Annotated in this window: 14 protein-coding genes; 2 read left to right on the forward strand and 12 right to left on the reverse strand. The window is 68.9% G+C overall.

Translation table 11 applies throughout. The features are described from left to right. Positions 1 to 122 precede the first annotated feature (122 nt). Positions 123 to 1,439, forward strand: coding sequence for a metal-dependent hydrolase family protein (locus tag ABC419_RS05805; protein WP_412876042.1), 1,317 nt, complete (start codon positions 123 to 125; stop codon positions 1,437 to 1,439). On the opposite strand, the gene lpxK is transcribed toward ABC419_RS05805, so the two are convergent. The 4 genes from lpxK to ABC419_RS05825 are packed head-to-tail and all read right to left on the reverse strand — an operon-like array spanning position 1,430 to position 6,301. Beyond that, complete coding sequence (gene lpxK, locus ABC419_RS05810) at positions 1,430 to 2,446, reverse strand: tetraacyldisaccharide 4'-kinase (RefSeq protein WP_412876041.1); 1,017 nt, start codon at positions 2,444 to 2,446, stop codon at positions 1,430 to 1,432. The genes ABC419_RS05805 and lpxK overlap by 10 nt on opposite strands. Beyond that, complete coding sequence (locus tag ABC419_RS05815) at positions 2,443 to 3,744, reverse strand: 3-deoxy-D-manno-octulosonic acid transferase (RefSeq protein ID WP_412876040.1); 1,302 nt, start codon at positions 3,742 to 3,744, stop codon at positions 2,443 to 2,445. The genes lpxK and ABC419_RS05815 overlap by 4 nt, the downstream gene beginning before the upstream one ends. Positions 3,745 to 3,746: 2 nt before the next feature. Then, positions 3,747 to 4,433, reverse strand: coding sequence for a lysophospholipid acyltransferase family protein (locus ABC419_RS05820; protein WP_412876039.1), 687 nt, complete (start codon positions 4,431 to 4,433; stop codon positions 3,747 to 3,749). Then, on the reverse strand, positions 4,430 to 6,301 hold the full coding sequence (locus ABC419_RS05825) for an ABC transporter ATP-binding protein (protein WP_412876038.1): 1,872 nt from the start codon (positions 6,299 to 6,301) through the stop codon (positions 4,430 to 4,432). Before ABC419_RS05825 ends, ABC419_RS05820 begins: the two co-directional genes overlap by 4 nt. 104 nt (positions 6,302 to 6,405) lie before the next feature. On the opposite strand from ABC419_RS05825, the gene ABC419_RS05830 reads away from it, so the two are divergent. Beyond that, the gene (locus ABC419_RS05830; protein ID WP_412876037.1) at positions 6,406 to 7,071 is read left to right on the forward strand and encodes a protein tyrosine phosphatase family protein; all 666 of its coding nucleotides are present in this window, start codon (positions 6,406 to 6,408) and stop codon (positions 7,069 to 7,071) included. 3 nt (positions 7,072 to 7,074) lie between these two features. Here ABC419_RS05830 and ABC419_RS05835 read toward each other — a convergent pair whose 3' ends face one another. The 8 genes from ABC419_RS05835 to ABC419_RS05870 form a co-directional block, all read right to left on the reverse strand. Continuing rightward, positions 7,075 to 7,266 (reverse strand): hypothetical protein, encoded by a 192-nt coding sequence (locus ABC419_RS05835; protein WP_412876036.1) that lies wholly within the window; start codon positions 7,264 to 7,266, stop codon positions 7,075 to 7,077. Then, positions 7,263 to 7,424 carry a hypothetical protein gene (locus tag ABC419_RS05840; RefSeq protein WP_412876035.1) on the reverse strand — a complete coding sequence of 54 codons (162 nt, stop codon included), beginning with the start codon at positions 7,422 to 7,424 and terminating at the stop codon, positions 7,263 to 7,265. The genes ABC419_RS05835 and ABC419_RS05840 overlap by 4 nt, the downstream gene beginning before the upstream one ends. Positions 7,425 to 7,521: 97 nt before the next feature. Continuing rightward, a complete protein-coding gene (locus ABC419_RS05845) occupies positions 7,522 to 7,773 on the reverse strand; it encodes a DUF4170 domain-containing protein (RefSeq protein ID WP_003165766.1) in 252 nt (83 codons plus the stop codon). Between the two features lie 13 nt (positions 7,774 to 7,786). After that, the gene (locus ABC419_RS05850) at positions 7,787 to 8,581 is read right to left on the reverse strand and encodes a 3'(2'),5'-bisphosphate nucleotidase CysQ (RefSeq protein ID WP_412876034.1); all 795 of its coding nucleotides are present in this window, start codon (positions 8,579 to 8,581) and stop codon (positions 7,787 to 7,789) included. Continuing rightward, positions 8,578 to 9,924, reverse strand: a complete 1,347-nt coding sequence (locus ABC419_RS05855; protein ID WP_412876033.1) for a TldD/PmbA family protein — start codon at positions 9,922 to 9,924, stop codon at positions 8,578 to 8,580. The genes ABC419_RS05850 and ABC419_RS05855 overlap by 4 nt, the downstream gene beginning before the upstream one ends. A gap of 242 nt (positions 9,925 to 10,166) precedes the next feature. Next, positions 10,167 to 10,568: an MAPEG family protein gene (locus ABC419_RS05860; RefSeq protein ID WP_412876032.1), complete on the reverse strand. Its 402-nt coding sequence runs from the start codon at positions 10,566 to 10,568 to the stop codon at positions 10,167 to 10,169. Continuing rightward, entirely contained in the window at positions 10,565 to 12,346 is a 1,782-nt protein-coding gene (locus ABC419_RS05865; protein WP_412876031.1) for a M14 family metallopeptidase, read from the reverse strand. The genes ABC419_RS05860 and ABC419_RS05865 overlap by 4 nt, the downstream gene beginning before the upstream one ends. A gap of 157 nt (positions 12,347 to 12,503) precedes the next feature. Further along, positions 12,504 to 13,433 carry a DUF3829 domain-containing protein gene (locus ABC419_RS05870; RefSeq protein ID WP_200168107.1) on the reverse strand — a complete coding sequence of 310 codons (930 nt, stop codon included), beginning with the start codon at positions 13,431 to 13,433 and terminating at the stop codon, positions 12,504 to 12,506. Between the last annotated feature and the right edge of the window lie 71 nt (positions 13,434 to 13,504).

The raw sequence follows: 13,504 nt of genomic DNA on the forward strand, positions 1-13,504 counted from the left end.
GCCCCTCGCACGGTTAAACAACTGTATCGGCTTGTTTCATGAACCGTCGTTAGAACGCAACCTTGGCCTTGGCGTGAAGATTGGAATGGTTATGTTGCGCGCTTCAGTAACGGGAGGGATACATGAAAAAGCTTGCCCTGATTGTGACCGCAGCTGTTTTGGCCGCCACCGGCGCCGAGGCGCGCCAAGCCCCGGCGGCAGCGCCGGTTTCGGCTGAACAGGCGACGAAGTTCGTCCAAGTGGGGCGGCTTTTGGCCGATCCGGCCAACGGTCGCGTGCTGCGCGATAAAACTCTCGTGATCAGAGGGAACCAGGTTGTCGAAATCCGCGACGGCTTCGTCGGCGAGGGGAACGTCGTCGATCTGCGCTCGGCCTTCGTGCTGCCCGGCCTGATCGACAGCCACGTCCATCTGGGCAGCGAGCAGAGCCCGAACAGCCGTCTGGACCGGCTGACCATGTCGAACGCCGACCAGGCGATGGTCGGGGCGCGTCACGCCCGTCGCACCCTGAATGCAGGCTTCACCACGGTGGCGGACCTGGGCGGCGCCAATGAGTCGATCTTCGCCTTGCGCGACGCGGTGCGGCGCGGCGACGTGGTCGGCCCGCGCATCATCGCCGCTGGTTCGTCCGTCTCGGTCCACGGCGGCCACGGCGACGCCAACGGTTATCGCGAAGACATCCTGCACGTCCTGTCGAACGAGAGCGTCTGCTCGGGGGCCGAAGATTGCCGCCGCGCGGTGCGGACCCAGGTTCGCGCGGGCGCCGACATCATCAAGATCACGGCCACGGGCGGGGTGCTGTCGAACACCGCCGCCGGTCTGAACCAGCAGTTCACCCAGGATGAACTGGCCTCCATCGTCGAGGTCGCGCACCGCATGGGCCGTCAGGTCACCGCGCACGCCCACGGCGTCGACGGCATCAACGCCTTCCTGCAGGCTGGCGGCGATTCCATTGAGCACGGCACCTATCTGGACGACGAATCCATGCGTCTGTTCAAGACGAACGGAGCCTGGCTGGTGCCGACACTGCTGGCGGGAGATTTCGTGGCGCGGGTCGCGTCGAGCCCTGACAACTTCTTCACCCCGGCCCAGACGGCCAAGGCGTTGGAAGCCGGACCCAAGATGCTGGACATGGCCGCGCGCGCGCATCGCGGCGGGGTCCGGATCGCCTTCGGCACCGATTCCGGCGTCTCGGCCCATGGCGACAACGCCCAGGAATTCGCCCTGCTGGTCCGGGCGGGCCTGACGCCGCTGGAGGCCATTCAGTCGGCCACCGTCGGCGCGGCCGAGCACCTGAAGATCTCGGGAGAGGCGGGCCGCATCGCGCCGGGCATGCCCGCCGACCTGATCGCGGTCACGGGCGATCCTTTGACCGATGTGACTGAGCTTGAGCGCGTCCGCTTCGTTATGAAGAGCGGCCAGGTCTTCCGTCAGGACTGAGGTTTCAGTTGATCCAGCAGGAAGGCGGCGAAAGCCGCCTCATCCTCGAAACGCGCGACCACGGGCCAGGGCGATACCCTGGCCCTTCTTTCCGGGGTGAGGCGCACCCAGTCCTTTTCCGTCGTCACCAGTCCTGCGTCGTAAAGGGCGGCGCGGTCGGTCAGGAAGGCGAAGTCGCGATCCGACAGTTCGGCGTGGTCGGGAAAGGGGACGAAGTCCTTCAGGTCGCACCCGGCGGCGATCAGCGACCGCTCCACCTTCCACGGCTTGGCGATGCCCGCGAAGCCGACCTGCGGTCCCGGCGGCGGCGGGCCTTCAGGCTCCAATCGGGCCAGGAAAACGGGCAGGCTGGCGAATGTCTCGAGCAATTCCGGATCGACCTCGTCCAGATCGGTCGGCAGCAGAATGATCACCCCGTCGGCGCGCGCCAGGCCCGCCTTCAACGGCTCGCGCATCGGGCCGGATGGAAAGACGGAGCCGTCGCCGAACGGCCATTCGCCGCCCCGCGTCTCGCCATCCACGACGATCAGGCTGATCGTCTTCTTCAGCGACGGGTTCTGATGGGCGTCATCCAGCACCAAGACGGCGACGCCGGTTTCGGCCGCCGCGCGGGCACCGGCGACGCGGTCGCGAGCGATCCAGGCGGGCGAACCCAGCGCCAGCATCAGCGGCTCGTCGCCGACGTCGGCGGCCGTGTGGGCGGCGGAATCGACACGGACCGGGCCTTCCAGCCTACCGCCATAGCCGCGCGACAGGGCGGCGGCCTCGATCCCCCGATCCCGCAGCAGGCGCAGCGCCTCACGCGCCACGGGCGTCTTGCCCGAGCCGCCGACGGTCAGATTGCCGATGGAGATGACCGCCGCGCCCGGATCGACCGGCGTGGCGCGGGCGATCTTGCGCGCCGTGACGCCCGCCCACAGCCATGAGGCGGGCTTCAGCATCATCCGCGTCATCGGGGCGTGGCGGCGGTCGCGGCTATACCACCAGCGGGGGGTGTTCAGTTTCATGGGCGCCTGCGTGAAGGGGCGGCGGGCAGGTGGGTCTGAAGCGCCAGCCACAGGCGGTCCAGCCCGGCGGCGGCGGCCTCTGCGGAGCGGCGGGCGCGTTCGCCCATGTCGCGGGCGGCCTCGGGATCGGCCAGCATGGGGCCGACGACCGAGGGCAGTTCGGCGGGCGACAGGACGGAGACGAGGCCGCCCGCCTGTTTCAGCATCCGGGTCACGGCCTGCCAGTTGCTGGCGTCGGGGCCGGTGACGATGGGCTTGGCCAGGCGCGCAGGCTCCAGCGGGTTGTGGCCGCCGACCGAGCCGCCGCCCAGCGCCGGGGCGAAGGAGCCGCCCATGACCACCACATCGGCCAGCCGCAGGAACAGGCCCAGCTCGCCCAGGGTGTCGGCCAGGTAGATGTCGGTCTGGTCGCAGATCGGCTGGCCCTGACTGCGGCACGCGAAGCCGTAGCCGTCGTGGGTCAGGGCTTCGGCGATGGCGTCGGCGCGTTCGGGGTGGCGCGGCACGACGATCAGGAACAGGCGGTCGGCCAGATGATCCAGCGCGCCGACGATGGCCATTTCCTCATGTTCATGGGTGCTGGCGGCGACGACGACGGGGCGGTCGTCGATCAGGGCCGACAGGCGGGCGAACTCGCCCTTGTCATAGGGCAGGGGCTCGCCGGACAGCTTCAGGTTCACCTGGCCGTCGACGCGGGCGCCCAGCGCGCTCAGCCGGTCGGCGCTGTCCTGATCCTGAGGCCAGACGTGCTGGAACCCGTTCATCAGGGCGCGGGCCATGCCGGGGGCCTTCTTCCACCCTTGCGCCGTCTTGTCGGTGATGCGGGCGCTGACCAGAGCCAGCGGCACGCCGCGTTTGCGGGCGGTGGTCAGGAGGTTGGGCCACAGCTCGCTCTCGACAAAGACGCCGACATTGGGCCGCCAGTGGTCGAGGAAGGCCGCGACCGCCGAGGGGGCGTCCACAGGGGCGAATTGATGGATCACGCCGCGCGGCAGGCGCGTCGCCAGCACCTGGGCCGAGGTCAGGGTGCCGGTAGTGACCAGCACCGTCACGTCGGGGCGGTCCTTGCGGATGCGCTCGGCCAGCGGAAGGATGGACAGGGCCTCACCGACGCTGACGCCGTGGATCCAGACCAGAGGCCCTTCGGGGCGCGCCATGCCGGGTAGGCCCAGCCGTTCGTCGACGCGGGCGGGGTCTTCCTTGCCCTTGTTGACGCGGGCGTCCAGCAGGCGCGGGGCCAGCGGCTCCAGCAGGCGCGTCAGCAACTGATAGGCGATCAGGGCGGGGCTGAAGGCCACGGTCAGACGCGCTCCAGCCCGGTGAGGGCGTCGGCCCGCGCCTCGACGGCGGTCAGGCGCGCGGTCCAGTCGGCGGCGACCTCGGCCAGGTCGGCGCCTTCAGGATACCAGGCCTTGTCCCAGACAATGGCGCCTTTCCCGAACGGCAGGGGCAGGATCGCCCTGTCCCAGCTGTTCAACCGGATCGCGGGTTTGCACGACAGGCCGATGAACAGAACCGGCGCGCCGGACATCTTGGCCATCAGCGGCAGGCCCTCGGCCATCTGGCGCGCCGGGCCGCGCGGGCCGTCCGGCGTGATGGCCAGACCGCCGACCTTCAGCTGCTTCAGGCCGTCGCGCAGGGCCTGTGCGCCGCCCTTGGACTGTTTGGCCTTGTCCTTGTTGGCCGAGGAGCCGCGCACGGCGGGAATGCCCAGGCGGCCGACGGCCTTGGTGAAAAATTCACCGTCAGGGCTGAGGGAGACCAGACCCTTGACCGGCTGTGCCCGCGTCATCGGCCAGCAGACCGGCGCCAGGGCGAGGCGCGAGTGCCAGAAAGCGCACAGGACGCCGCCGCCGTCGTCCCAGACCTCTTCGGCCGCCTGTTCGTTCTCATGCGTCCAGCGGGTGGTGGCGTAACAGAACCGCATCCACTCGGACAAAAGCCAGGCGGCGGCGTTCTGGATGGCCGGATTGCGGAGGGGTCTCATGCGCCGGTCTCGTCGGGTAGTTCAGCCAGCGGGGGCAGGGCGATCGGATCGCTGTCCAGCGACTGTTGGCGGGCCAGGCGAGCGTAGAGGCCGCCTCGCGCCACCAGGGCGTCGTGAGTTCCTTCCTCGACGACGCGGCCGCCGTCGATGACGTAGATGCGGTCGGCGTTCTTCACCGTCGACAGGCGGTGGGCGATCATCAGGGTGGCGCGGCCGTCCATCAGCCGCTCCAGCGCGGCCTGAACCAGGGCCTCGCTCTCGGTGTCCAGCGCGCTGGTGGCCTCGTCCAGCAGCAGGATGGGCGCGTCCTTGAGGAAGGCGCGGGCGATGGCGAGGCGCTGGCGCTGGCCGCCGGACAGGCGGGCGCCCGCCTCGCCCACGCGGGTGGCGTAGCCGTCGGGCAGGGCGGCGACGAAGTCGTGCGCGGCGGCGGCGCGGGCGGCGGCCACGATGTCCTCGGCGGTCGCGCCGGGGCGGCCATAGGCGATGTTGGCGGCGATGGTGTCGTCGAACAGGAAGGGCTCCTGCGTCACCAGGGCGATATGGTCGCGCAGGGACGACAGACTCAGCTCACGGATGTCGCGGCCGTTCAGCGTCACCCGCCCCGCCGTCACGTCGTAGAAGCGCGGCAGCAGGCTGAGGATGGTCGACTTGCCCCCGCCGGACGGGCCGACCAAGGCGACGGTCTCGCCCGGCGCGACATGCAGGCTTACGTCCGACAGGGTCGGGGCGGACCCGTCCTCGTCGGCGCGATAGGCGAAGGAGACCTGCTCCAGGGCGACGGTGACGGGGCCGGGCGCGACCTCGGCGGCGTCGCTGGCCTCGCGGATCTCCGGTTCGATATCGAGGGCGGCGAACAGGCGGCGCGCGGCGGTGAAGCCCTCGCTCAGCACCGTCGTCAGGTTCGTTACTTGCCGCAGGGCCTGACCGGCCAGCAGCAACATGCCGATGAAGGAGGCGAAGGCGCCGACCGTCATCTGGCCTTGGCTGGCGCTCCATCCGGCATAGGCCATGACGGCGGCGACGACGCCGTAGGCGACGATGTCGCTGGCCGGGCCGGAGAAGGCGCGGCTGTCGGCGCCCTTGATGACGTGACGCTGGCGGCGATTGATGACGCTGGAGACGCGGGCCTCTTCGGCCGCCTCGCGGTTCTCGATCTTGATGACGCGGACGCCGTCCAGATTCTCCATCAGGGCGCTGGACAGGGCCTCGGTCTCGACCATGGCGCCGCGCGCGGCCTTGCGCGACTTCTTGCCGAAGCGGCGGATGATCCAACTGACGACCGGCACGCCCAGCAGCACGATCAGCGTCAGCGGCAGGTCGATGAAGCCCATGGCGACGATGACGCCCAGCAGCATCAAGGCGTTCTGGGTGTAGTTGACCACGCCCGAGGTGAAGGCCTCGCGCACCAGGTTGGCGTCGAACAGGACGGAGGAGACGAACGTCCCCGAATGCTGGCTGCGCAGGCGCGACAGGTCCGCCCGGATCATGCCCGAGAACAGCTGCTTCTGGATGTCGCCGACGATGCCGTGGCCCAGCCGGTTCACCAGCGCCGCCTGGCCCGCCATGCTCAGCGAGCGGATCACCGCCACGACGATGATGAACAGGGGGATGGCGATCAGCACCTTGTCCGCCGGGATGGTGACGGTCTTCCAGATCGTCACGGGCCCCTGATGTTGGCCGAACAGCAGGTCGATGGCCGGTTCCAGGAACTTCAGCAGCAGGGCCGTCAGGCCGCCCGACACGCCCGCCAGCAGCATGGAGGTGAAGAAGGCCGGCTTGTGCCGCGACAGATACTCGCGCCAGATGCGGGCGAGCAGGGGCCGCAGCGGCTCGCGGGCGTCGTCATGAGGGGCGGGAACGGTCATCGGCCTTCGGTCGAACGGCTGAGGCGTCAAGTCAAGCGGCCGCGCGCGAGAGAGACGGCCTTGGGACGGGTGACGCCGGGTGCAAACGGCGCTATCTCGCCGTCATGGGGCGCTACGATCTGACTACGCCGTTCGGCCGTTTCAAGGCGCGCTGGTCCTATTTCTGGAAGGATCACGCCTTTCTGCGCACGGCGTTCACCAACGCCCACTGGCTGGGACCGGACCTGGTGCGGACCAATCAGCCGTCGCCGCGCCAGCTGGCCTGGTGGAAGCGGCAGGGCGTCCGCACCGTCGTCAATCTGCGCGGTCAGAGGGACGAGGCCTATTATTGGCTGGAGAAGGACGCCTGCGAACGGCTGGGGCTGACCCTGATCGACGCGCCGCTGGATTCGCGCGATCCGCCGGGCAAGGACCGTGTGCGCCGGGCCAAGGCCCTGTTCCAGACGATGGAGTATCCGGCCCTGATCCACTGCAAGTCGGGCGCGGACCGGGCGGGAATGATGGCGGTCTTCTATCGCCACTTCCACCTGGGCGAGCCGATCTCGGCGGCGATGGAGGAGCTGGGCAAGCGCACCCTGCACAGCCGCGAGGGGCTGACCGGCGTGCTGGACTATACGCTCGAGAAATATGTCGCCGAGGTCGAACCCACGGGCGTCAGCTTCGAGGACTGGGTCGAGAGCGACGCCTATGACCCCAGGGCGATCCGCGCCGAGTTCAAGGCCGGCTGGTGGGGCAAGCTGGTCGTCGACCGCCTGTTGAAACGCGAATAGGGGTCAGCCCCAGGGGCCGCGTCCGGCGGCGGGCGGCGGGGCGTTGCGCGCCGTCTGTTCCTTCTTCCAGCGCTTGATCTGACGGACGTGATCGCGTTGGCGGGCCAGGACGATCAGCCATAGCGCCAGGACGGCGATCAGGGAGACCACGCCGAAGATCTGCTGGCCGTCCAGCGTCTGGCCGAATAGCGTCAAGGTCTGCGGTCCCGATCAGAAGGGGTGAAGGGGTCGTTCCAGGCGGTGTCCTGATCCTCGCCGGGGCGGGCGACGTGCGGCGGCCCCTTGCGCACGACCCAGACGATCGCCGCCACGGCGACAATCACCAGAAGCAGGACGATGAGGGTCGGCAGCATGGCGAATCCTGTTCATGACAAAGGCGACTGATGAGAAAGCGCATCAGCCGCCCCTGCGGTTCCTGAACAGCGGCGTAACTGCGCCGTGAACGGTGGGTCAGGCGTCGGTGCGCGGGTCGATCAGCTTGTGCGCGTGCAGGATGAAGTAGCGCATGTGGGCGTTGTCGACGGTCGCCTGGGCGCGGGCCTTCCAGGCCTTCTTGGCTTCTTCGTAGTTGCCGAAGGCGCCGACGAACTCGACCTGCGACAGGTCGCGGAAGACGGGCTCGGCCGGGTGGCGCATTTCGCCGCCGATGACGAGGTGAAGCAGTTGGGGGTCGTGAGAGTCGGCCATGGAGAGGGGGTCCATTGCGGGAGGAATGTCAGATGGCCAGCGGGATAGGCGCTGTGCGCCTCACGATCAACGGGTGAAGGGCCGGCGCGGCGCATATCAGGCTGGTTTGGCGCGGATCGGGGCGATTAAAGCGCCAAGCGCGGCCCATATGGTCGCTGACCCTGGCCCCGGCTTCTTCGGCGATCAGGGCGCCGGCGCAGACGTCCCAGTCCCATTTGGGGCTGATGGCGATGGCCGCGTCGAAGGCCCCCGCCGCCACCAGCGCCATGCGATAGGCCAGGGCGTTGCGTTTGGAGAAGCGCATCGAGGGCCAGGGTTCGTCCCATTCGCGCGCCTCCATCAGCCGGGCGTCGGCCAGAAGCTCGGCGTCCTCCAGATCGTCGGTGTCCGAGGCGCTGATGGGGCGGCCCTGAAGGCGGGCGCCGCCGCCCAGGGTGGCCTCGAACATCTCGTCCATCATCGGGGCGTAGATGACGGCGGCGACGGGGCGGCCGTTTTCGACCACGGCGATGGGCACGCACCACCACGGCTTGTTCTTCATGAAGGCGACGGTGCCGTCGATCGGGTCGACGACGAAGATGCGCTTCTTCGACAGGCGGTCCGTGCTGTCGGCCGTTTCCTCGGACAGCCAGCCGTAGTCGGGGCGGGCGGTCAGAAGCGCATCGCGCAGCAGTTCGTCCACCGCCAGATCGGCGCTGGTGACGGGCGAGCCGCCGTCCTTGGACCAGACCTTCAGCCCGGCCTCGCGGTGTTCGAGCGCCAGCCGACCGGCGGCCAGGGCCGCGTCGCGGATCAGGGCGAGGTCGGCGCTGTAATCGCTCATTTGCCCGCGATCGCTACCTTGTCGAACAGCAGGGAGGGGCTGTTGAACGAGCCGCGGAACTCCAGATCCCCGGCGCGCTGCAGGCGGGCGTAGAGCTCGATCAGATTGCCCGCCACGGTGACTTCGCTGACCGGATAGACGCGCTGGCCGTTCTCGAACCAGAAGCCGGACACGCCCGCCGACCAGTCGCCGGTGTTGCCGTTCAGCGAGGGGCCGAACATGGAGGTGATCAAAAGGCCCGTCCCGGCCTGCGCCATCAGGGCGTCCAGATCGCCTTCGCCCGGCGCCAGGTGCAGGTTGTGGGTCGAGACGCCCGACGGTCCCGCCAGCCCGCGCGAGGCATGGCCGGTGGTTTGCAGGCCCAACTGGGCCGCCGAGGCCGTGTTCAGCAGCCAGGTGGTCAGGACGCCGTTGCTGACGATCTCGCGCCGTTCGACGGCCACGCCCTCGTCGTCGAAGGGGGTGGAGCCGAGGCCGCGCGGGCGGAACGGGTCGTCGATCAGATCGACGCCGGTCGGCAGGACGCTCTGGTTCAGCTTGTCCTTCAGGAAGGAGCTGCCGCGCGCGATCGACGGGCCGGAGATGGCGCCCAGCAGCGGCGACAGCACCTGGGTCGCGACGCGGTTCTCGAAGATGACGGGGGCGGTGGTCGAGGCGATCTTGCGCGGGCCGACGCGGGCGACGGCGCGCTCGCCCGCCTTCAGGCCGATGAAGGCGGCGTCCGGCAGGTCGGACAGGTGGCGCACGGCGCGGCTTTCGCCGCCGCGCTCCATGGCGCCGTCCTTCTCGGCGATGACGCCGACGCCCAGCGAAAAGGCGCTGCCGCGATGGCGGCCGTCGAAGCCGTGCGAGGTGACGAGGCGCCACTCGCTGGCCGACCATGAGGCGTGGCCGCCTTCGGATTTGGACACGCCCGATACGGCCAGGGCGGCGGCTTCGGCTTCGGCGGCGGCGGCTTCCAGCGCCTCGGCCGAGCGCTCGGCGGGATCATAGAGGTCAAGGTCCGCGTGCGGCGCGGCGGCCAGCCGGTCCTGCGGCGCGAGGGACGCATAGGGGTCTTCCGGCGCCAGCCTGGCCATCGCCACGGCGCGCTCGACCAGACGGGCGCGGGTGGCGTCGGACAGGTCGGAGGCGGACACCGTCGCCTGACGCCGCCCGATGAAGACGCGCAGGCCCAGGTCGCGGGCCTCTTCACGCTCCACGTCTTCCAGCGCGCCGTTGCGCACGCCGACGGACAGGGAGGCGCGATGGGCGGACACGGCCTCTGCCGCATCGGCGCCGGCCTTCAGCGCGGCGGAGATCAGATCGTTCAGGATGTCGGGGGAGGGCGTCTTATCGGACATGCCCCGATATGGCGGAGGGAAGTCCGGGCTGCAACAGCATACCCTCTCCCGGCGGGAGAGGGCTTGAGCGCACGAGAGCGTAGCGATCGTTCTGGCGCGAAAGGGTGAGGGGCTTGTCCCGTCAGTCGGCGCAAGCCGTGGCGCGACGGCCTTGCGGCCGACCTCACCCGCGAACCCTCACCCTTTCGCCTTGCCAATCGCTTCGCTCTTGGAGGCTCAAGCCCTCTCCCATCGGGAGAAGGTCAGAGGATCGACCACGCGATCAGGCTGACGGCCGCCACCAGCAGCGCCAGCCAGGTCAGGATCATGCCGACCGAACGGCCCAGCGACGGGCCGTCCTGGAACAGCAGGCCCAGCGCATGGATCACACGCCCCGCGAACAACATCCCGCCGACCGCATGGATCAGCATGGCGGGGGCGCCGAGGAAGGCCAGCAGGATCAGGCCGCACATTCCAGCCGGGATGTATTCGGCCGCATTGGAGAAGGCGCGGGTGGCGCAGACCAGCTCGCGCACCCCGCCGTCGCCGAACTCGACCAGATGCTGACGGCGGCGCCGCACCACCACGCCCGACAGGACGAACAGCAGCAAGATCAGCAGACCGCCCCACAGGGCGGCGGCCTGAATGGTCGGGATCAGGCTCAATTTTCACGCCCCACCGGATAGAGGCGATAGCGCTGGTCGTAGAAGGGCGTGCGCTCATAGAACCAGGCGAGACGCGCATCGCCGTCGGCGGCGAAGGCGGGATCGGCGGCCAGCTTCGCCTCGAACTCGGCCTTCAGCGCCGGGTCGGCGGCCAGCATCTTTTCCGCCAGCGGGGCGATGGCGTAGGCCTCGATGTATTCGACGCGGTTCAGCACTTCGGGGAACATCCCCCAGGCGAAGAAGCTCTCGTTCGACTGCGGCTCCAGCAGCAGAATGGCGACGTCGCCCATCGGCTGATCGGTCGGCACGCGCACCGATCCGATGGGGAAGGTCCAGTCGTGGGCCTCGGGCCGGACCTCGCTGACCGAGATCGGCACATGGCCTTCATTGGTGCGGCCCGACACCTTGGGATCGACAAGGCGCAGCATGTCGACGGCGACGGTGCGCGGGGCGTCCAGCGTCTGCATCTGCACGCCGTGGACGCGCAGGCGCTCGATCACGTCCTGACGATAGGACGGCACCCAATAGGCGGTCGGCCGCTTCAGCGTCAGCGTGGGGTGCGAGCCGTAGAAGGGCATGGGCCACAGTTCAGCGTCCGGCTGGCCCAGCCAGCGGATTTCGGGGCGGCCCGAGGCGACGCTGTCGAACGTCTCATAGCGGATGCCCTTGAAGGGGCGGGTGCGCGAGGGCGTCTCGTCGCTGTCGAAATTGGCGGGCAGTTCGGCGGGGCGCAGGGCGCGGTCGGCGGCGATGGCGGCGCGCAGGTCGCCGGATTTTTCGGCCAGCAGCTTCAGCGCTTCCTCGAGGAAGACGTAGGTGCCCAGCACCCGCTGCTCATGCGGCTTCAGGCTGTGGTTCTCGATCAGAATGGTCGGGACGTGGGCCGCCGAGCCCCAGCCGTTGGAGTAACGCTCGCCCAGCCCGCCGTCGTTCAGACCCTTCTTCGGATCGCGGTCGTCGATGGCGAAGACCAGTTCGCCGGGGATGTGGCCCTGCGTCTCCAGCGCCTCATACATGGCGGGCTTGAAGGCGGCGTCCAGCCATGAGGCGATGGCCGGGCTGCGGCTCCAGACGCCGTCCTCGCCGTTGTAGCCGAAGGTGACGTCGTATTGATAATCGATGCCGTCGGTGACGTGGATGTCGACGTAGAGGTCCGGCTGGTATTTGTGGATCAGGCCCATGACGGCCTGCATCTCGGTCTGATCCAGCTTCATGAAGTCGCGGTTCAGGTTCTGGTTGGTCGCCGTGTGGCGCCAGCCCTGGATGCGCGGCCCGCGCTGGTTGGGGCGCGAATAGGCGCCTGCGCGCTCGTGCCCGTCGACGCTGAGGATCGGGATCAGGATCAGGTTGGCGCGATCCAGCAGGCTGTCTTTTCCGTAGAAGGCGATGTCGCGCAGCAGCATCATGCCCGCGTCCTTGCCGTCGATCTCGCCCGGATGGATGCCGGCCTGGGCCAGCAGGACGGGCTTGGACGGAGCGAAGGCCGCGCCGTCCTTGGAGGCGATCACGGCGTAGATCGGGCGGCCTTCCGGCGAGGTTCCGAACTGCTCGATGCGGATCAGGTCGCTGGCGGCGTCCAGCCGATCGAACCAGGCGCGGGTGTCGGCGTAGTTGGGCGAGAAGTCATGCGCCGCATCGGCCTCGAACCCCGTGACCCAGGGATCGGCGGCGCCTCGCAGCAGGGCGCGGCTGGGGCCGTCCCAGGCGAGAGCGGGCGGCAGGAAGGCCTGGTCCCACGGGGCTTCGTTGGGAACGGAAGCGGACGGGGTCTGGGACATGGCGGGGCTCGCGAGACAAACTAGGGCGGCGACGGCCGCTGTGACGAAACGGTCTAGGCGCATAGGCCCTTCGTGATCCGATCACAGCCGTCTGGCAACCCCGGCGCAGTTCGCGAGAAGCGCGTCCGGCCGCGCGTGACGGCCGGACGCAGGGTCGTTACGCGGGCAGTTCCACGCGGTTCATGTTGCCGATGGCGCTGTTGTAGCGGTCCACGACGGACTCGCGGTAGCTGTCCGAGTTGGACTGCTTGAAGTCGCGATAGGCGCCGACCATGCCGCTGAGGTTGTCGGCGATGCTGGACAGGTAGGACTTGTTGCTGTTGTCCGCCGGCATCTTGGCCTGTTCCTCGCGCAGCTTGGCGATGGCCGCTTCCATCGCCGGCAGCTGGGCGTCCGCTTCGGCCTTGTTGTCCTCCATCACCGCATTGGTGAACAGGTCCGCCTTCTGCATGGCGTCCAGCAGGCTGGCCTCGGCGGCGTGGCCACCCTTGCGCATGGCCTCCATCTTGGCGGCGTTGCTGGCGCGCTGGTATTCGGTCAGGGCGACGTCCAGTTGTTCGATGCCGGCGACGCTGCCCTGATAGGCCTGCGTCTGGGCGGCGTGGGCCGCCTTGGCCTTGGCCAGGCCGTCGTCACGATAGGCGCGGGATTCGAAATAGGGGTCGAGCGCCTGCCACTGGGCCAGCAGGGCCTCCAGTTGCGGGATCAGCTTGTCGGCCGCCTCATCGGCCTTCTTGCCCTGATTGCCGCCGTTCAGCGCCCGGCCTTCCTTCAGCTTCGCGATCGCGCGCTCCAGGTGGGAGATGTTCTCGGGGAAGTAGAGATTCGCCGTGGCCGAGGCGTTCGGGATGTCCAGCTTCTGATAGTCGCCGAAGTATTTCGACACGCCCCAGTGGTCGTCGATCAGCGCGTTGAAGGCGTCGATGTAGAGGTTCATCTTCTCCTGGGTGGCCTCGTTGCCCGCCGCCTGAGCGACCGACTTGGGCGCCGGATTCTCGGCGTTGCCCTTGCTGTCGCCGCACGCCGAAAGGCTGAGCGCGGCGGCGAGTGCGAGCGTGGCGACGCCGGCGCTGGTGCGTGAAATCATATGGATTCCCCTAGGCCGATCAGCGCGCCCCAAGCGTCGCCGTTCCTTCGGCCGGGAAACTGAACGCCGAT

It is taken from the genome of Brevundimonas phoenicis (assembly GCF_047237745.1).
In the GTDB taxonomy this organism is placed as follows: domain Bacteria; phylum Pseudomonadota; class Alphaproteobacteria; order Caulobacterales; family Caulobacteraceae; genus Brevundimonas.

Bases quoted from the DNA above. Each gene is read 5' to 3' on its own strand.
- ABC419_RS05805 (WP_412876042.1), top strand. From the start codon at position 123: ATGAAAAAGCTTGCCCTGATTGTGACCGCAGCTGTTTTGGCCGCCACC.
- lpxK (WP_412876041.1), bottom strand. From the start codon at position 2,446: ATGAAACTGAACACCCCCCGCTGGTGGTATAGCCGCGACCGCCGCCAC.
- ABC419_RS05820 (WP_412876039.1), bottom strand. From the start codon at position 4,433: ATGAGACCCCTCCGCAATCCGGCCATCCAGAACGCCGCCGCCTGGCTT.
- ABC419_RS05825 (WP_412876038.1), bottom strand. From the start codon at position 6,301: ATGACCGTTCCCGCCCCTCATGACGACGCCCGCGAGCCGCTGCGGCCC.
- ABC419_RS05830 (WP_412876037.1), top strand. From the start codon at position 6,406: ATGGGGCGCTACGATCTGACTACGCCGTTCGGCCGTTTCAAGGCGCGC.
- ABC419_RS05840 (WP_412876035.1), bottom strand. From the start codon at position 7,424: ATGCTGCCGACCCTCATCGTCCTGCTTCTGGTGATTGTCGCCGTGGCG.
- ABC419_RS05845 (WP_003165766.1), bottom strand. From the start codon at position 7,773: ATGGACCCCCTCTCCATGGCCGACTCTCACGACCCCCAACTGCTTCAC.
- ABC419_RS05850 (WP_412876034.1), bottom strand. From the start codon at position 8,581: ATGAGCGATTACAGCGCCGACCTCGCCCTGATCCGCGACGCGGCCCTG.
- ABC419_RS05855 (WP_412876033.1), bottom strand. From the start codon at position 9,924: ATGTCCGATAAGACGCCCTCCCCCGACATCCTGAACGATCTGATCTCC.
- ABC419_RS05865 (WP_412876031.1), bottom strand. From the start codon at position 12,346: ATGTCCCAGACCCCGTCCGCTTCCGTTCCCAACGAAGCCCCGTGGGAC.
- ABC419_RS05870 (WP_200168107.1), bottom strand. From the start codon at position 13,433: ATGATTTCACGCACCAGCGCCGGCGTCGCCACGCTCGCACTCGCCGCC.